Below are 18,156 nucleotides of genomic sequence, written 5' to 3'. Positions count from 1 at the left end.
ATCAGAAAAACCGCAATAAACGAACGCGCCCCTGTGGCCAACGGACTAGCCAGAGAGCAGAGAGGTAGTTATGAACAAGGTTTACCCCAGCGCCCAGGCCGCTCTTAGCGATCTGGTGCAGGACGACATCACCATCGCCTCGGGGGGCTTCGGCCTGTGCGGCATCCCGGAGCAGCTTATCGAGGCGCTGCAGGAGAGCGGCAAACGCGGCTTCACCATCATCAGCAACAACTGCGGGGTGGACGAGTTCGGCCTTGGGCCTCTGCTCCATAGCCGCCAGATCAAGAAGATGATCTCCTCCTACGTGGGGGGTAACAAGGAGTTCGAGCGCCAGTATCTCGCAGGGGAGCTGGAGCTGGAGTTCACCCCCCAGGGGACGCTCGCCGAGAAGCTTCGCGCCGGCGGCGCCGGCATTCCGGCCTTCTTCACCCGCACCGGTTACGGGACCCTGATCGCCGAGGGCAAGGAGACCCGTCAGTTCGATGGGGATTGGTACGTGATGGAGCGATCCCTCACCGCGGATCTCGCCATCATCAAGGGCGCCAGGGCCGACAAGGCGGGCAACCTGATGTTCAACAAGACGGCGCGCAACTTCAACCCGCTCTGCGCCAAGGCGGGCCGGGTCTGCGTCGCCGAGGTGGAGGAGATCGTCGAGGTGGGGGAGCTGGCCCCGGACGAGATCCACCTGCCCGGCATCTATGTGCAGCGGCTGGTGCACAACCCCAATCCCGAGAAACGCATCGAAGTGCGCACCGTCATGGAGAAGAAATAAGATGGTTTTGATCCGTGAAGAGAGGGCGCTGTGCATCACCCAGGCGCTGGTGGTGGCTTCCTGTATTCAACATTGCGCGCTGAGGAGCAGATAACATGGCGTGGACCCGTGAAGAGATGGCGCTGTGCATCACCCAGGAACTGCCGGTGGCTTCCTGTTTTCAACAGCCTGCAGTAAGGAGCTAAGTCATGGCCTGGACCCGTGAAGAGATGGCGCAGCGCGCCGCCAAGGAGCTGCAGGACGGCTTCTATGTGAACCTCGGCATCGGCCTGCCGACCCTGGTGGCCAACTACATCCCGGATGCCATGGAGGTGTGGCTGCAGAGCGAGAACGGCCTGCTCGGCATAGGCCCCTTCCCGAGTGAGGAGGCGCTGGATCCCGATCTCATCAACGCCGGCAAGCAGACCATCACCACCTTGCCCGGCAGCAGCTTCTTCGACAGCGCCGAGAGCTTCGGCATGATCCGCGGTGGCCACATCAACCTGGCGCTGCTCGGGGCCATGCAGGTCTCGGAACGCGGGGATCTCGCGAACTGGATGATCCCCGGCAAGCTGGTCAAGGGGATGGGGGGGGCCATGGATCTGGTGGCCGGGGTCAAGCGGGTGGTGGTGCTGATGGAGCACTGCGCCAAGAACGGTGAGCACAAGATACTGGAGTGGTGCAACCTGCCCCTGACCGGGGTCGGGGTGGTGGATCGCATCATCAGCGATCTCGCCGTGCTGGACGTGACCCCAAGCGGCCTCAAGCTGGTGGAGCTGGCCCCCGGCATCGAATTTGAGCAGTTGCAGGCCGCCACCGGCTGCCGCATCTGCCGCTGAATCGCGTGTGGGCCGACTCGTCGGCCATTTTCACGGCGGAGTGAGGATGCTTGGGCCTGCTCCGCCGCTTTTATGCTCTCCGTGACGGCGCTGATGCCCTGCCTGCTGCCTCTCGCCCCGATAACAGACTGCCATCACCCACCCACTCACTGGACACGCCAGCCCCTTGGCGGACCCCTGTCCTTCACCATGGTCCCTGGCTGAGCCCCGAGAATCCCTGCGCGGATGCCGTCCGACACCCCTTTCGCGCCGCTTGTTCGGCGCCGCCACTCCCTGTCATCAAATGAAAAGTGGCTGACGTTCAATGGCAAGCAAGGGGGTTGGGCTGGCCGTAGAGTCGGTAGCAACAACACAGAGCGCACCCGGGGGAGGAACCCGCAAGGGGAGGAGGCAAACAGAGCGCCCCCTCATCCCCAAGGGAAGCGCCGACACTGGCACAACAGCCAGGCAAGAAGCCAAGCAACAAGCCAGACAATAAAGCCAACGGAAACGGCGACTAGACACAGAACAACAAACAACAGATGACGACACTCGGAGAGACTGTAATGGATTACAAGCACACGAGTCATGGTTGCGGTGCCCTGCGCCTCAGCCTGCTGGCGACGGCCATTGCGGCCGTGCTCCTGCCCACCGCTCAGGCGGTCGAGATCGACACGGACAGTGAAGAGTGGTCCGTGCGTTTCGACAACACCGGCAAGTTCAACTACGGCATGCGCACCGAGAGCGCCGACGAGCGGATGCTCGCCACCCCGAACAGCAACGATGGGGACTACAACTTCAAGGATGCCGGCGACACCGTCACCACCCGCTTCGATCTGTTGACCGAGCTGGACGTGGTGAACAAGGGCAATACCGGTTTTCGCATCAGTGCGGCGAGCTGGTACGACTATGCCTATGACGACGTCGGCGCGAGCGACAACCCCTTTTTGAACAACAACGGTGATGCCTCCGGCATCCCGGGCTGGGGCGCTAACCCCGCAAGGTCGACCATGTTTGGCCAGCCGGGGCTGAGCGATTATGCCGATCGCTACTACAACGGCCCCTCCGGCGAGATCCTCGACGCCTTCGTGTTCCACAACATGGAGATAGGTGACGAGTCGCTGCTCGGCGTCAAGATAGGCCAGCACAACATCTTCTGGGGCGAGACCCTGCTCAACCCGGTGCACTCCATCAGCTACGGCCAGTCTGGCCTGGATCTCGCCAAGCTCGCGGCGTCCCCGGGCACCGAGGCAAAAGAGCTGTTCATGCCCCGCAAGCAGATCTCCGCCTCCTTCACCCTGAACCCGGAGTGGACCTTCGCCGCCCAGTACTTCTTCGACTGGGACGCGGCCCGTCTGCCGGAGGCCGGCACCTTCTACGGTGGCTCCGATCTGGTGGGCTACGGTGCCCGCGCCTTCCTGCTGGGTCACACCGGTGGCCCGGGCCTCGCCGGGCCGAACGGCACCCTGAGCAACATCCGCCGCGGGGCAGACATAGAGCCGGGCAAGCACGGTGACTGGGGCTTCATGACCAAGTGGTCCCCCGAGGCGCTGGATGCCACCCTGGGGGCCTACTACCGTCGCACCGCCGACATCCTGCCCCAGGCGGTACTGGACGCCCGTGGTCTGAGCGTCCGCGGGACGAATCCCCTGCCGGCCGGGGCTATTCCCAACCTGCGTAACTCGATTGCCAACACCAGCTATTCCCTGGCCTACGGCGAGGGCATCGACATCCTGGGTCTGAGCCTGTCCAAGGACATCGCCGGGGTCAGCGTGGGCAGCGATCTGAACTATCGCCACAACATGCCCCTCTCCAGCATCCCGGCGCTGCTGAGTGCCTCGGGTCCACTCGGGCTGAAACAGGGGCTCGGTGCGCTGCCTGCCCGTAATGACAGCACCGGGGTGATCACCGACGACAGCGACGGTTACAGCGCCACCGGCGAGACCCTGCACTGGACCCTCAACGGCCTGATGACCATGGCCGACACCCCGCTGTTCGACGGTGCCGCCCTGCTGGCCGAGCTCTACTACAGCAACCTGCTGAGCCTCAACGATCACAACAAGGCGCTCTACAAGGGCGAGGACAGTTACCAGGGGCTCGACAAGTCGACCACCGACAACTGGGGCCTGGCGATCAACTTCACCCCGACCTGGTATCAGGTGTTCCCCGGCGTGGACATGAGCATGCCGCTGTCGGTCAACCTCGGCCTGGCGGGGGTGTCTCCCGTGCAGGGCGGCGGTGCCAAGGACACCGGCAACTACGCCCTTGGCCTCGGCGCTACCATCTACAACCAGTATTTCGTCGATCTGAAGTACGTGGACTCCTTCGGCAAGTCTGCCGACTGTAACGACGGCGCCACCGATGGCTCCACCCCCAACGCCCTGGATGCGACCCAGCGCAACACCTGTTATGCCGGCGGTTACTCCTCCTTCTCCGGTGGCGGCGCCACCACGGAAGACAGAGGGGCCGTCTACCTGACCCTCAAGACCACTTATTGAGTCAAGCGACCGAGTCGGAGAACAAGATGATGAAACATAAACAGACCATGCTGGCCCTGTCCCTCGCCCTGGCCTTCACCAGTCTGGCCCAGGCGGCCGTCTCCGCCAGCGAAGCGGGCAAGCTGGGCACCAGCCTGACCCAGGTCGGCGCCGATGCCGCGGCCAACGCCGACGGCTCCATCCCCGCCTATACCGGCGGCCTGACCACGGCGCCCGCCGGCTTCAAGGCCGGTGACAGCATGCGCCCGGATCCTTATGCGGGCGACAAGCCGCAGCTGGTGATCGACGGCAAGAACGTGGCCAAGTACAAGGGTGAGCTGACCGCCACCACCGCCGAGTTGCTGAGCCGCTTCCCGGACTTCAGAGTCGATGTCTACCCGACTCACCGCAGCGTGGCGCTGCCCCAGGCGGTGCTGGACAACACCAGGCAGAACGCCCTGAACGCCAAGACCCTGGAAGGGGGCATGGCGGTGGATCAGGTGCTGCCGGGCATTCCCTTCCCGATCCCGCAGACCGGCGCCGAGGCGATGTGGAACTTCCTGCTGCGCTACCAGGGGGTGAACATCGCCACCAAATACGACTCCTGGAACGTCGATTCCGCCGGGGTAGCGGCGCTCTCCACCACGGGGCAGGCGTTCATCAACTACGCCATCTACGAGGACATGAAGAAGCCCATCGCGGCCAAGGACACCTACTACCAGATGAAGCTCTACTACACCGGGCCCGCCCGCCGTGCCGGTGAAGCCATCATGCTGCGCGATGCCGCCAACCCCCTTGAGCAGCCGCGCAAGGCCTGGCAGTACCTGCCGGGGCAGCGCCGGGTCAAGCTGGCACCGAACCTGGCCTACGATACCCCGAACCCGGGCACCTCGGGCGCCGGCACCTATGACGACGTCTTCGTCTTCAACGGCGCGCTGGACCGCTTCGATTGGAAGCTGGTGGGCAAGCAGGAGATGATAGTTCCCTACAACACCTACAAGCTGACCTATGAGCCCGATGCCCGGGCGCTGACCACCCCGAACTTCCTGTCGCCGGATCACGTGCGCTGGGAGAAGCACAGGGTCTGGGTGGTGGAGGGCAACCTCAAGGCCGGCGAGCGCCACATCTATGCCAAGCGTCGCTTCTATCTGGACGAAGACAGCTGGGTGGCCCTGGCCTCGGATCAGTACGACGCCCGTGGTCAGCTCTATCGCGGCTCCTTCGCCTTCCTGAGCCAGAGCTACGACAAGCAGACCCCGGATGCCACCCCCTTCATGATCTATGACCTGGTGGCGGGGACCTACAACATCAACGGCGTGGTGGGGCCCCATGGCGGCATCAAGTACGGCGATTCGCTGTCCAAGGCGAAGTGGTCGCCGGAGTCCCTGGCGGGCGCGGGTATCCGCTAAGCGTTGATGATCTCCACTGACCCCCCTCCCGGCCTCCCCCTTCGAAAGGGGGAGGAGTGAAGTGCTCCCTCCCCTTGCCAAGGGGAGGGCCGGGGTGGGGTTGTTGCGACCATCCGATGGGTTTTGAAGACAAGGAAGTGGTATGGGTTCATTCAACAAGTTGGCGCCCTGGCTGTGCGGCGCCCTGCTGATGGCAGGGCCCGCGCAGAGCGCGGAGACGATCACGGCGGCGACGGCCTATGTGGACGTGCTGGACTTGCCCGCCAAGCCGAGCGCCCTGGCCAAGCAGAGCCCCTTGCTGGATCTGGCCCGTGCCGGCAGTCGGCTGGTGGCGGTGGGGCAGCGGGGTCACATCCTCTACTCCGATGATGAAGGCAAGGGTTGGCAGCAGGCCAGGGTGCCGGTGAGCTCGGATCTCAATGCCGTCGTCTTCCCCAGTCCCGAGCAGGGCTGGGCCGTGGGGGGGGACGGGGTCATCCTGCACAGCCAGGACGGTGGCACCAGCTGGCAGAAACAGCTGGATGGCCGCCAGATAGGCGACCTGGTGCTGCAATACTACTCGGCCAAGGCCCAGTCCGAGCCGGACAACGAGCAGTGGGCCGCGTTGGTGGAAGAGGGCCAGCGCCTGGTGGAGGAGGGGGCCGACAAGCCCCTGCTCGACGTCTGGTTCCAAGACGACAGGGTTGGCTACGTGGTCGGGGTGTTCAACCTCATTCTGCGCACCCAGGATGGCGGTCAGCACTGGACGCCGATGCAGGATCGCACCGACAACCCGGATGGGCTCCATCTCAATGCCATCGCCCTGGCCGGGGAGAGCCTCTATCTCGCCGGCGAGCAGGGCTTGCTGCGCAAGTGGGATGAGGCGGCGCAACGCTTCGTCTCACTGCCAAGCCCCTATGACGGCAGCTTCTTCGGCCTCATCGGTCGGCCCGGCGAGCTGCTGGTCTATGGGCTGCGGGGCCATGCCTATCGCAGCACGGATGGCGGCCAGCACTGGGCGAGACTGGCCAGTCCGCTGCCCATCAGCCTCAGCACTGCTATGCAGGGGGCAGATGGCCAGTTCCGCCTGTTCACCCAGGCCGGCCATATGCTGCGGCAACGGGGCAACGAGCCGCTGACTCTGGAACCCCTGGCCGAGCCATCCCCGGTGGCGGGCGCCCTGCTGACGCCCCAGGGCACCCTGGCACTGGTGGGCAGCCGCGGTGTGCGCACCCTGGCGGTGAATTAAGGCGGTCACAAGTATTGCCAAATCAGGCCGTCACCGGATGACGGCCCAATAACGATAACGAGGATCCAGACATGGGCCATGTGAAGCAAGATGCGATGCCGGTGATCCGCGAGCTGGCGCAGTTCGACAGGCGCTCCGGCAACCTGCTGGAGCGGCTGGTGTTCAACCACAGAGCGGTGTTCATGCTAGTGATGACGCTGGCGACCCTGGTGTTTGGCTACATGGCGACGACTCGCCTGGCGTTGGCGCCCAGCTTCGAGAAGATGATCCCCCAGAGCCAGCCCTACATCAAAAACTTCCTGGAGAACCGCCAGTCCCTGCGTGGCCTCGGCAACTCGGTGCGGGTGGTGGTGGAGAACACCCAAGGGGACATCTTCGATCCCGGCTATCTTGGCGTGCTCAAGCGGGTCAATGACGAGCTGTTCCTCACCGAGGGGGTGGACCGCGCCTGGATGAAGTCCCTCTGGAGTCCGGCGGTGCGCTGGACCGAGGTGACCGAGGAGGGCTTCCAGGGCGGCCCCGTGATGCCGGACGCCTATCAGGGCAAGCCCGCCGACATCGAGCAGTTGCGCCAGAACATCAACCGGGCCGGTATCGTCGGCAGCCTGGTGGCGAGCGATTTTAAATCCACCATGCTGATCGTGCCCCTGCTTGACAAGGCATCGGCCACCGGCAAGCCCCTCAACTATCACGAGTTCTCCCAGCGCATCGAGAAGTTGCGCAGCCAGATCGAGTTCGACGGCAAGCCCCACAAGGCGGGAGAGGAGGGGACGGGTCAGTACAAGATCCGGGTCATCGGTTTTGCCAAGCTGGTCGGCGATCTCATCGATGGCCTCATTCAGGTGATCATGTTCTTCGCCCTGGCGGTGGCGACCTCGCTTCTCATCATCTTCCTCTACACCCGCTGCGTGCGCAGCACCCTGCTGGTGGTGGGTTGCTCGCTGATCGCCGTGGTGTGGCAGCTCGGCCTCGTCGCCTGGCTCGGCTACGCCATCGATCCCTATTCGGTGCTGGTGCCCTTCCTCATCTTCGCCATCGGGGTCTCCCACGCGGCCCAGAAGATGAACGGCATCATGCAGGACATCGCCCGCGGCACCCATCGCCTGCTCGCCGCGCGCTACACCTTCCGCCGGCTGTTCCTGGCCGGAGTCACGGCGCTGCTCGCCGATGCGGTGGGCTTCGCGGTGCTGATGCTGATCGACATCCCGGTCATTCAGGATCTCGCCATCACCGCCAGCATCGGGGTGGCGGTGCTCATCTTCACCTCCCTGCTGTTGATGCCGGTGGCGCTCTCCTATGTGGGAGTGGGCCACAAGGCGGCCGAGCGGGCGCTGGCCATTGAAAATAACGCCGCCGCCAACCAGGGCTTCGGCAGGCTCTGGACGCTGCTGGACCGCTGCACCGAGCGCAAGTGGGCCACCTTTGTGGTGCTGCTGGGCCTGGCCATGGGGATCGGCGGCTACCTGGTCAGCCTGCACCTCAAGATTGGCGATCTGGACAGCGGCGCACCCGAGCTGCGCGCCGATTCGCGCTACAACAAGGACAACGGCTACATCACCAGCCACTATGCGCTCTCGAGCGATCTGTTCGCGGTGATGATCAAGACGGCGCCGGAGGGGTGTCTCAATTACCAGACCCTGATCCTGGCGGATCGCCTGGGCTGGGAGCTGCAGCAGCATCCCGGGGTGCAGGCCACCAGCTCCCTGGTCAATGCGGTGCGCCAGATCACCGCCGGCACCTATGAGGGCAACCCCAGGCTCGCCAGCATCCAGCGCAACCAGAACGTGCTGAACTACGCGGCCCAGCAGGCCTCGGTCAACAGCCCCGAGCTGTTCAACACCGACTGCTCCCTGATGCCGGTGATCGCCTACCTGAGGGATCACAAGGCCGAGACCCTGAGCGGCGTGGTGGCCATCGCCGAGCGGTTTGCCCGGGAGAACTCGTCGCCGGATCGCCAGTTCCTGCTGGCCGCGGGCTCGGCGGGCATCGAGGCGGCCACCAACCTGGTGGTGCACGAGGCGAACCGCACCATGCTGCTCTACGTCTACCTGGCGGTGACCGTCTTCTGCCTCATCACCTTCCGCAGCTGGCGGGCGACCGTGGTGGCCCTGGTGCCCCTGATGCTCACCTCTGTGCTGTGCGAGGCGCTGATGGTCTTCATGGGGATAGGCGTCAAGGTGGCGACCCTGCCGGTGATTGCGCTCGGGGTCGGCATCGGGGTGGACTACGCGCTCTACCTGCTGAGCGTGCAGTTGCACCATCAACGCCAGGGCATGTCGCTGGTGGAGTCCTATCGCCAGGCCGTGGCCTTCACCGGCCGGGTGGTGGGGCTGGTGGGCATCACCCTGGCCGCCGGCGTGGTGGGCTGGGTCTGGTCCCCCATCAAGTTCCAGGCCGACATGGGCATACTGCTCACCTTCATGTTCCTGTGGAACATGCTGGGGGCCCTGATAGGGGTGCCGGCACTCTCCTACTTCCTGCTGCGCGGCACCCAGCCCGCTCTGGCCGAAGCCGTTGAGAAGGCTGCTGCGCCCCGTGCGAGCGTCGACGCCTCCGCGCCCCAGGGGAGGATGAAGGCGGAACAGCTGCCGGCCGATGTCCGCTAGGGGCGGCAAGCCGAGATGTGAAGAGGGAGGCGACAAGCCTCCCTCTTCTTTTTTGGCGTGATCTGTTGAGGGGCCGGGTTGGATGGCAAAGGGATGCGGGAGTGTCGCGCTGCTGGCTTTCATGGCATCCCACTCGTTTCGCTGTCGATGGCGAGTGCCCCACATGATGGAAAGCGGAATGCAAAGAGGGAGGCCGCAGCCTCCCTCTTTAATTCAACGTCTGGCGAAGGAATGGGGTCTAGCCGTAGGCAAGGCTGGTGTGCGCGCTCTGGGTCACCTTGGGCACGCCCTTGTGGCGGGAGCGCCAGGTGGCGGGCGGCATGCCGAACTGGGCGTTGAACCAGCGGGTGAAGGAGCTCGGCATGGAGTAACCCAGCATGTCGGCGATGTGGCCCAGCGAATAGCCGGAGTTTTGCAGATAACGCATCACCAGATCCCGGCGCACGTCGTTGACCAGCTCGCTGAAGGTGGCACCGCTCTCCTCCAGATGGCGCTGCAGGGTGCGCACGTTCATGCCCAGGGTGCGGGCTATCTGCTCTATGGTGGCGCGCCCCATGGGCAGCAGCAGGTAGATGGCCTTGCGCACGTCAGTCATCAGGGATTGCTGGGTCTCCACCAGCAGGGTGTCGAGGTACTGGCGCGCATGGCGGGCCATGGCCTGGTTGGCCAGGGGGTTGGGGATGTCCAGATCCGCTGACTGACAGACGATGCCGTTGAACTCGCTGCCAAATTCCAGCTTGCAGCCGAACAGCCGCTTGTGGATGGAGAGATCCGCCGGCGCGTCATGGGTGAAGTTGACGCTGATGGGATGCCAGTTCGCCCCGACCCCGACCTGGGCCGCGCAGAAGCGATACATGACGCCGACAGCAAGCTCGGTGGCCTGGCGCGAGGGCATGGGGGCGTCGGTGATGATCTCCTCGCGAATGATCACCGCCTTGCCCGCCTCCTCGATGAAGATGGCCAGGGCGTTATTGAACAGATGGATGTATTGCACCATCACCTGCAAGCCCTCGCGCAGGTTGGGCTGATAGCTCAGCAGCAGGCTCACCTCGCCAAAGTCCGACAGCTGGCGATGCTCCGCCATGCGCAGCCCCAGGCTCTGGCAGTCGCCGGTGCGGGCGGTGAGCTCCAGCAAGTTGATGATGGTGGAGACCGGGATGCGCTGATTGGGCACATCCAGAATGGAGGCACTGAGGCCGGCTTGCGACAACAGGTGGGGGGTATTGAGGCCCAGTTGGCGGGCGACATCGAGGTAGTTGGTGAGGGTAGCGGCTCTGGCAAGAAGGGTCATGATGCAGTTCCCATGGCGACAGCTCATCTGCTGGTTGTTAACCGTTTTTTATCATTTTGCTTACATCGTGGAAAGGCTTATTAACCTATCTGTTAGTCGCAGATCCCAGGGGGTGAGCTCGCTCACAGTCCGCTTCCGATGGCATCCAGGCCCAGCGATCGCCGCCTTGTCCGGCCGAGTCTCTGTCGCAAAAAGACAACTTCATGGCATCCAAGGTAAAGCAGCCGGGGGCCCGGCACCTTACTGTGGTCCCGATGTCATCCGGCCGTCGCCGGAGCGCCTGAACAGGGGAAGATACATGAAGGAATGTCAGCCCGAGGCCACCGTATTGATCGTGCCCGGCCTGCGTGAACACGTGGCGGATCACTGGCAGACCCTGCTCGCCGAGAGGCTTGACAAGGTGGTGACGGTGCCGCCGCTCGCCTCGGACAAGCTCAACTGCCAGGCCAGGGTCGAGGCCATCGAGTCGGCGATCGCCGCCATCGAGGGCCCGGTGATCCTGGTGGCCCACAGCGCCGGGGTGCTGATGGTGGCCCACTGGGCTGCCCAGTACGGCGCTGTCAGTCAGCACAGGATAAAGGGCGCCCTGCTGGTGACGCCACCGGATCTGGATGCCGACTGGCCCTCCCACTATCCCAGCAAGGAGGCCATGGCGGCCGGCGGTTGGCACCCCTTGCCCCGTATGACGCTGCCGTTCCCGAGTCTGGTAGTGCTGAGTCACAACGATCCCCTGGCGAGCCCTGCGGCGGTGCGTGCCCTGGCCGGGGAGTGGGGGAGCGAGCTGGTGGATGCCGGGGCGGTGGGACACCTCAATCCGGCGAGCGGATTTGGCCCCTGGCCAGAGGCCGAGGCCTTGCTCGGGCGTCTCGACGCCCGCTAACTCAGATGGTGAGGGGAGACGGCTCCCCTGCGCCCAAACACGAATCGGAAGGAGTCCGTATGGTGAAGACAAGGATCATACCGCCAGCCCAGGGAGCCCATGCTTATCCCTTGCTGATCAAGAGCCTGCTGTTGTCCGGGGGGCGCCATCACCCGGGCCGGGAGATCGTCTACGCAGACAGGCTGCGCTACGACTACCGCACCCTCAATCAGCGCATCCACCGCCTCGCCAACCTGTTGACCGCCTCGGGCATTGGACCGGGGGACACGGTGGCCCTGCTGGACTGGGACAGCCACCGCTCCCTCGAGTGCTTCTTCGCGGTACCCATGATAGGCGCCGTGCTGCACACGGTGAATGTGCGCCTGTCGCCGGAGCAGATCGCCTTCACCATGCACCACGCCGAGGATCACCTGGTGCTGGTTCATGACGACTTCCTGCCCATGATGGACTCCATTCAGGAGAAGCTGCCCACGGTGCGCGGTTACATCCGGCTGACCGATGGGGAGTCGCCCTCTACCGGTTTGCCCCTGCTCGGGGAGTACGAGACGCTGCTGGCCGGGGCGGACGACCAGTTCGACTTCCCCGACTTCGACGAATATTCGGTGGCGACCCTGTTCTACACCACGGGCACCACCGGGGATCCCAAAGGGGTCTACTTCAGTCACCGCCAGCTGGTGCTGCACACCCTCAACGAGCTGGGCACCCTGGCGGCCCATGCGGGCCAGTCGCTGCTCTGCTCCGACGACGTCTACATGCCCATCACACCCATGTTCCACGTCCATGCCTGGGGCGTCCCCTATGTGGCGACCATGCTGGGGGTGAAGCAGGTCTACCCGGGGCGCTACGAGCCGAACAAGCTGGTCAAGCTCTATCGCGACGAAGGGGTGAGCATCTCCCACTGCGTGCCGACCATATTGCAGATGATCCTGGACTGCGAGGAGGCCAGGCAGACCTCGTTCGAGGGCTGGAAGATGCTGCTGGGAGGCAGTGCGCTGCCGCTCGGGCTGGCGACCCAGGCGAGCCAGAAGGGGATACGGGTGCACGCCGGCTACGGCATGTCGGAGACCTGCCCGCTGTTGTGCGTGGTGCACCTCGCTCCCGAGGAGCTGGCGCTGCCCATGGCGGAGCAACTGCCGCTGCGGATCAAGACCGGAAAGCCCATCGGCCTGGTGGACTTGCGCATCGTCGATACCGAGGGCAAGGATCTGCCCCACGACGGTGAGGCCATGGGGGAGATAGTGGTGCGCGCCCCCTGGCTGGCCCAGGGCTACCTGAAGGAGCCCGCCAAGGGGGCTGAGCTGTGGGATGGCGGCTGGCTGCACACCGGGGACGTGGCCTCCATCACCCCGGACGGCACGGTGGAGATCAAGGACCGCATCAAGGACGTGATCAAGACAGGTGGCGAGTGGATAAGCTCGCTGGCGCTGGAGAGCCTCATCAGCGCCCATTGCGGGGTGCATTCGGTGGCCGTAGTGGGGGTGCCGGACGAGCAGTGGGGGGAGCGCCCGTTGGCCCTGGTGGTCGGCAAGGAGGGGACGAACCTGGATCCCCAGGCCATCAAGGCGCACCTGCAGGGGTTCGTCGACAGTGGTCGCATCAATCGCTGGGCCATTCCGCGCCAGATCCGCATAGTGCAGGAGATCCCCAAGACCAGTGTCGGCAAGGTGAACAAGAAGCTGATCCGGGAGCGCGAGTGCCATCCGGCGGTGGAGAACTGAGGGCGCCGTCATAGATCCAGAGGACGGCCTCTCAGTCATCCCCACTGTCTGAGGGGCCTTGTTGGCCGGGCTGCCATGGCTTGACTACGATAACTGAGTTATCACACAAGAGGCGTGCGCCATGAACAGAACCCAGATTCATCTCGTTGATGAAGAGGTGGATTTTCCGTCCAGTGAACAGTTGGTTTCCACCACGGATCTTCAGGGGGTCATTACTTATGCCAATGACCACTTCTGCCGGGTGGCGGGATACAGCAGGGCAGAGATGATAGGCCAGCACCACAACATGGTTCGCCACCCGGACATGCCCAAGGCCGCCTTTGCTGACCTCTGGGGCAAGCTCAAGCAGGGCAAACCCTGGCGCGGCATGGTGAAAAACCGCTGCAAGGATGGGCGTTACTATTGGGTGGATGCCTATGTCACCCCCATCTTCGAGCAGGGGCGGATCAATGGCTACCAGTCGGTCCGCAGTCGCGCCGCGCCGGAGATGAAAGCCGTGGCCGGGCGCACCTATGCCAGATTGAAGAGCGTGGAGCGGGGGGAGCGAAAGGGCGGATTGAGCCTGCGCCCGATGCGCCACGGGCTGGCCATCGTCGGTGTCTTGCTGATGCTGGCGGGGGGCGGCTATCTGATGGGGCCATGGGCTCCCCTGTTCATGGTGTTGCCGCTCCTGTGGCTCGGGCTCCTCTATCGTCACGCCATCATCACCACCCCCCGTTACCTGCGCCAGCTGGCCGAGGAGTATGACAGCCTGACCCGGCTCATCTACTCGGGGGATGAACCCAGTGCCATCGCCGATTTCCACATCAAGCTGCTGCAGGCCAGGATCCGCACCGTGCTCGGGCGGGTGGATGACGCCACCCTCTCCTTGCAGGATCTGGCGGTCCATCTCAAGACCGCCTCCAGCGAGGCGAGCGCCGACATCGCCGAACAGGATGTCCAGACCCAGCAGGTGGCGACGGCCATCACCGAGATGGCGGCGACAGCCCACGAGATTGCCCGCAATATCCTGGAGACGGACAACCAGATAGCCCAGGCCAAGGCGCACTGCCAACACACCGATCAGCAGCTGGAAGATACCCAGCACAGGGTCACCGAGCTGGCCACCCAGGCAGAGCATGCCTTCACGGCCGCCGTGGCACTGGCGGAGGAGTCGGACCGCATCGGTGTGCTGATGAGCGAGATCCAGGGCATTGCGGATCAGACCAATCTGCTGGCGCTCAACGCCGCCATCGAGGCGGCGCGGGCAGGGGAGCAGGGGCGAGGCTTTGCGGTGGTGGCGGACGAGGTGCGAACCCTCTCCACGCGCACCCACAAGGCGACCGAACAGATCCAGAGCAGCATAGGCCAGATCCAGCGTACCCTGAACGGCTGGAAGGGCATGATGCAGCAGAACCTGCAACAGACCCAATCCTGCGTGACCCTGACCCGCCAGGGATCAGAGAGCCTGCATCAGGTGCTGGCGGAAATAGAACGGGTGGTGGACCTCTCGGCCCAGATCTCGACGGCGGCAGAAGAGCAGCAGGCGGTGGTGGAGGACATCAGCCGCAACGTCAACGCCATCTCCCAGCACTCCCACACCAACAGCAACAAGATGCAGGACATGGACGCCTCGAGCGACATCCTGCTCACCAAGGCTCGCCAGCTCAAATCCCTGGGGCAGACCTTCGGGTAAGAGCGGTCAGACTCATGCAATGCAGGAAGGCCACCCCTGGGGTGGCCTTCCTGTTTATCGGTTTCACGGGGATATCGGATCTGTGTGCCGGGAGATGAGCCAGTCAGCCGGACTGCTCCGCCAGCGTGATGACGCGGCCACCCTTGTCACAATACATGGCCCTGTCGGCCTGGATGAGCCACTGCTCCGGGCTCCAGTCATGCTGGTAGTGGCTGACGCCGATGCTGATGCCCACCTGCATCGGCTGGTCATTGACCACGAAGGGGGCCTGCATGGCCTGGCGGATCACGGCGGTGACCTCCTCTGCCTGACGGATATCGTAGCCCGGCAGCAGCAGGATGAACTCGTCCCCCGCCAAGCGGGCAAAATAGCACTGGTGGCCGATGGCGTCGTGGATCCGCCGGGCCAGCTGGCAGAGGATGGCATCCCCCTGGCTGTGGCCGAAGTTGTCGTTGATGCGCTTGAAGTCATTGAGATCGCAAAACAGCAGGCAGCCCGGATTGTCGCTTTGCACCTGGTGTTTCAGCTGCTCCATCAGGCTCAGGCGATTGGGCAGCCCAGTAAGGGGATCGAGGCGGGCCAGTTGCAGTATCTCCTGCTCTCGCTGCTTGCGCAGGGCCACTTCCTGGTTGAGCCGCTTGTTGCTCATCAGAAGATAGAGGGAGAGCAGCAGGATGAGACCACCAACACCCAGGCTCAGCAGGAACCATGGACGCCAGAAGCTCCACTGTTCTGAGGGAACCTGATAGAGGAAACGGGTCAGGGAGACCGGTTTGGCAAGGAGGCCTATCTCCACCAGCTGCTGCATGATGTGAGCGAAGCGATCCGGATTCATATACCCGATCTCCACATAGAGCGGCTGGATCATCTCCTTGCTCATCTGCAACTCGTATTCCATGTGGGCCTGGCTGCGGTTGACGCCATACTCCGTGCGCAGCAGGGCGATGGCTTCCTCGGGGTGGGTGAGGGCATAGCGCCATCCCTTGAGGCTGGCTGCACGAAAACGTGCCACCCGCTCCGGATTGAGCCGCTCCTGTGCCTGGGTGGTGAAGAGAATGTCGCTGTAGAAATCGATGCCGTAGTTGCGAGGGTTGATGACGGACACCGAGATGCCGCGCTCTTCCAGATAGAAGGGCTCATTGCTCAGATAGGCGTTGAAGATGTCTATTCGGCCGGCGATCAGATCGTCGATGTTGACCGAAGTGGGTACCGGGATGAGCTGGCGCTCGTGAAGTCCCTGATAGTAGAGGGTGGCCAGCAGTTCGGCATCCTGATGACCCGGAAACATCATGATCCGTTTGCCACGCATGTCCGCAACGGTGAGAATGCCGCTGTCGCGACGTGCCAGGAAGATGGAGGGAGAGTGCTGGTAGACGCTGGCCAGCGCCAGCAGCGGCTTGCCCTGGGCGTAGTGGGTCAGCACCTCGGTGTTGCCGACGCCAAAGTCGGCGCGTCCGGCCAGCACCTCCTGAACCGGACTTATTCCCTTGCCACCTGGCCTTATCTCGACATCCAGACCGGCGTCGGCGTAATACCCCTTGGCCTTGGCCATGTGATAGCCCACAAACTGGGGCTGATGCAGCCAGCGCAACTGCAATACCACCTTCTCCGGCAGATCACGTGTCCGTTCACTGGCCTGGAGGGGCGAGAAGCAAGTGATGCCAAGCAACAACAGCCAAAACAGGCATTTTTTCATTCGTGCGATTCTTGTGCTGAGGGTCCATGAAGATGGCCTGCAGGCCTGCATTCAAGTTGTTAACAAATAACATTCTAAAGGGTTATACATGTACCGGATACAATTGCAGCACAAAGATTTCATGGTGATCAACAAGCGTCCGGGCATTGGCATGCACGATGATGCCGGCGAGCCGGGTCTCGTCAATCGGGTCAGAATGGATACCGGTCTTGACCTCTATCCGGTCCATCGACTGGACAAGATGACCTCTGGGCTGGTGCTGCTGGCCCGCACCCCCGAAGCGAATCGCGCCCTCAGTATGGCTTTCGCGGCGCGGGAAGTGAGCAAGCAGTATCTGGCCCTCTCCGATCGCAAGCCGAAGAAGAAGCAGGGCTGGGTGAAGGGGGACATGGAGAAAGGGCGAGGCGGCAGCTGGATGCTGAGCCGCACCCAGGATAACCCGGCCATCAGCTGGTTCGATTCTGTCTCGGTGCGCGAGGGGCTGCGTCTTTATCGCATCAAGCCCCGGACCGGCAAGACCCACCAGATCCGGGTGGCCTTGAAGAGCGTGGGAGCCCCCATCCTCGGGGATGAGCGTTACGGCGGCACGGCGGCGGATCGCGGTTATCTGCACGCCTGGCGCCTCGCCTTCACCCTGGCAGGTGAGAGCTTCGATCTCGTCTGTCCGCCCGATGAGGGGGCGCTGTTCCTCCTGCCCGAGTTGCATGCCGCCATCGCGGAGATCTCCGAATGAGCGCTGCAACCGCGAGAGTCCCAGCCCGCGGTTGGATCCTGGCCGACTTCGATGACACCCTGGCGCCGGATGACAGCCATGCGGGGTTGCTGCGTTTCATCTTGCGCCGCCGTATCTGGCCGCTGCTGCTGTGGCCACTGATGGCGTTCGGTGCCGTGATCTATCTGCTGCCAGGTCAGCGCAGTCGCGGCATTGCACTCATCTGGTGGGCCATCACCCTCGGGCTATCCCCCCTGGCCTGGCGCGCCCTGGTACGGCAGTACAGCCTGACCCGGCCCGGTCTGTATCGGGAGGCGCGAGCCCTCCTGACGGGGGAGGGGTACCGCTGCTGGGTCATCTCCGCCAGTCCCCGCGCCCTGGTCCGTGCCCAGATCCATCGTCAACTGCCAAGGCTCCCTCACCGCATCATCGGCTCGCGGATGGGTTACCGTTTCGGCGGCCTGGTGCCGCGCTTCTATTGCCATGGCAGGCACAAGCTGCTGCCCGAGCTCCTGACCCTGGAGGCCGCACTCACCCTGAGTGACAGCTTGCACGATCTGCCCCTGCTGGCGTTGGGGGAGCAGGCCTGGCTCATCAACCCGCAAAGGACTCGATTGCTAAAAGCGAGGGCGGTGCTGCCCCATATCGAACCCCGTTATTGGTCGCTGTAAGGCAAAGCTGACAGCCTTGCGGGACGCTAACGAGCGCAGTGCAAGGTTGATGCTGTGACGTCACATTTCATTTACATTTTTTGGCGCGGATCCCCGCCAAACTATCTGAACGCCGCCCCTTCTCATTCCCTGCGCCTGCCACTCTAATGAAACAAGTTGTTAACAATGCCGTGCGGGCTGCCTGTCGAGCCCTTGCGGCGTGAACCGTTTCGTTATCAGTTCAT

13 protein-coding genes are annotated in these 18,156 nt (G+C 63.7%); 11 read left to right on the top strand and 2 right to left on the bottom strand.

Annotation, left to right across the window (positions count from 1 at the left end):
* The first annotated feature begins 70 nt into the window (after positions 1 to 70).
* The 6 genes from ACVDHI_RS07775 to ACVDHI_RS07750 all read left to right on the top strand — a co-directional run bounded on the left by ACVDHI_RS07775 (position 71) and on the right by ACVDHI_RS07750 (position 9,289).
* A complete protein-coding gene (locus ACVDHI_RS07775; RefSeq protein ID WP_039038784.1) occupies positions 71 to 772 on the top strand; it encodes a CoA transferase subunit A in 702 nt (233 codons plus the stop codon).
* A gap of 188 nt (positions 773 to 960) precedes the next feature.
* On the top strand, positions 961 to 1,590 hold the full coding sequence (locus tag ACVDHI_RS07770) for a CoA transferase subunit B (RefSeq protein WP_042882803.1): 630 nt from the start codon (positions 961 to 963) through the stop codon (positions 1,588 to 1,590).
* 545 nt (positions 1,591 to 2,135) lie between these two features.
* Entirely contained in the window at positions 2,136 to 4,067 is a 1,932-nt protein-coding gene (locus ACVDHI_RS07765) for a DUF1302 domain-containing protein (RefSeq protein ID WP_324061979.1), read from the top strand.
* A gap of 26 nt (positions 4,068 to 4,093) precedes the next feature.
* The gene (locus tag ACVDHI_RS07760; RefSeq protein WP_324024161.1) at positions 4,094 to 5,455 is read left to right on the top strand and encodes a DUF1329 domain-containing protein; all 1,362 of its coding nucleotides are present in this window, start codon (positions 4,094 to 4,096) and stop codon (positions 5,453 to 5,455) included.
* A gap of 142 nt (positions 5,456 to 5,597) precedes the next feature.
* Positions 5,598 to 6,683, top strand: coding sequence for a WD40/YVTN/BNR-like repeat-containing protein (locus ACVDHI_RS07755; RefSeq protein WP_324061977.1), 1,086 nt, complete (start codon positions 5,598 to 5,600; stop codon positions 6,681 to 6,683).
* A gap of 71 nt (positions 6,684 to 6,754) precedes the next feature.
* Complete coding sequence (locus ACVDHI_RS07750) at positions 6,755 to 9,289, top strand: efflux RND transporter permease subunit (protein ID WP_447211930.1); 2,535 nt, start codon at positions 6,755 to 6,757, stop codon at positions 9,287 to 9,289.
* Between the two features lie 238 nt (positions 9,290 to 9,527).
* On the opposite strand, the gene ACVDHI_RS07745 is transcribed toward ACVDHI_RS07750, so the two are convergent.
* Positions 9,528 to 10,580, bottom strand: coding sequence for an AraC family transcriptional regulator (locus ACVDHI_RS07745; protein WP_042882909.1), 1,053 nt, complete (start codon positions 10,578 to 10,580; stop codon positions 9,528 to 9,530).
* Positions 10,581 to 10,878: 298 nt separating this feature from the next.
* Between ACVDHI_RS07745 and ACVDHI_RS07740 the strand changes: the two genes are divergently transcribed.
* The 3 genes from ACVDHI_RS07740 to ACVDHI_RS07730 all read left to right on the top strand — a co-directional run bounded on the left by ACVDHI_RS07740 (position 10,879) and on the right by ACVDHI_RS07730 (position 14,853).
* Positions 10,879 to 11,460 carry an RBBP9/YdeN family alpha/beta hydrolase gene (locus ACVDHI_RS07740; RefSeq protein WP_039038781.1) on the top strand — a complete coding sequence of 194 codons (582 nt, stop codon included), beginning with the start codon at positions 10,879 to 10,881 and terminating at the stop codon, positions 11,458 to 11,460.
* A 59-nt stretch (positions 11,461 to 11,519) separates the two neighbouring features.
* Positions 11,520 to 13,178 (top strand): fatty acid--CoA ligase, encoded by a 1,659-nt coding sequence (locus ACVDHI_RS07735; protein WP_447211929.1) that lies wholly within the window; start codon positions 11,520 to 11,522, stop codon positions 13,176 to 13,178.
* Positions 13,179 to 13,299: 121 nt separating this feature from the next.
* On the top strand, positions 13,300 to 14,853 hold the full coding sequence (locus ACVDHI_RS07730) for a methyl-accepting chemotaxis protein (protein ID WP_447211928.1): 1,554 nt from the start codon (positions 13,300 to 13,302) through the stop codon (positions 14,851 to 14,853).
* A gap of 103 nt (positions 14,854 to 14,956) precedes the next feature.
* Here the strand turns inward: ACVDHI_RS07730 and ACVDHI_RS07725 are convergent, their stop codons facing one another.
* On the bottom strand, positions 14,957 to 16,549 hold the full coding sequence (locus ACVDHI_RS07725) for a GGDEF domain-containing protein (RefSeq protein WP_010675126.1): 1,593 nt from the start codon (positions 16,547 to 16,549) through the stop codon (positions 14,957 to 14,959).
* 88 nt (positions 16,550 to 16,637) lie between these two features.
* Between ACVDHI_RS07725 and ACVDHI_RS07720 the strand changes: the two genes are divergently transcribed.
* Together ACVDHI_RS07720 and ACVDHI_RS07715 are read left to right on the top strand one after the other, a co-directional pair.
* Positions 16,638 to 17,282: a TIGR01621 family pseudouridine synthase gene (locus ACVDHI_RS07720; RefSeq protein WP_042016970.1), complete on the top strand. Its 645-nt coding sequence runs from the start codon at positions 16,638 to 16,640 to the stop codon at positions 17,280 to 17,282.
* Positions 17,279 to 17,932, top strand: coding sequence for a haloacid dehalogenase-like hydrolase (locus tag ACVDHI_RS07715; protein WP_041214988.1), 654 nt, complete (start codon positions 17,279 to 17,281; stop codon positions 17,930 to 17,932). Before ACVDHI_RS07720 ends, ACVDHI_RS07715 begins: the two co-directional genes overlap by 4 nt.
* Positions 17,933 to 18,156: the final 224 nt, after the last annotated feature.

It is taken from the genome of Aeromonas sp. 25-248, from assembly GCF_053005425.1.
The sequence above is the reverse complement of the archived record's forward strand: the minus strand, read 5'-3'. Positions and strand labels throughout refer to the sequence as shown.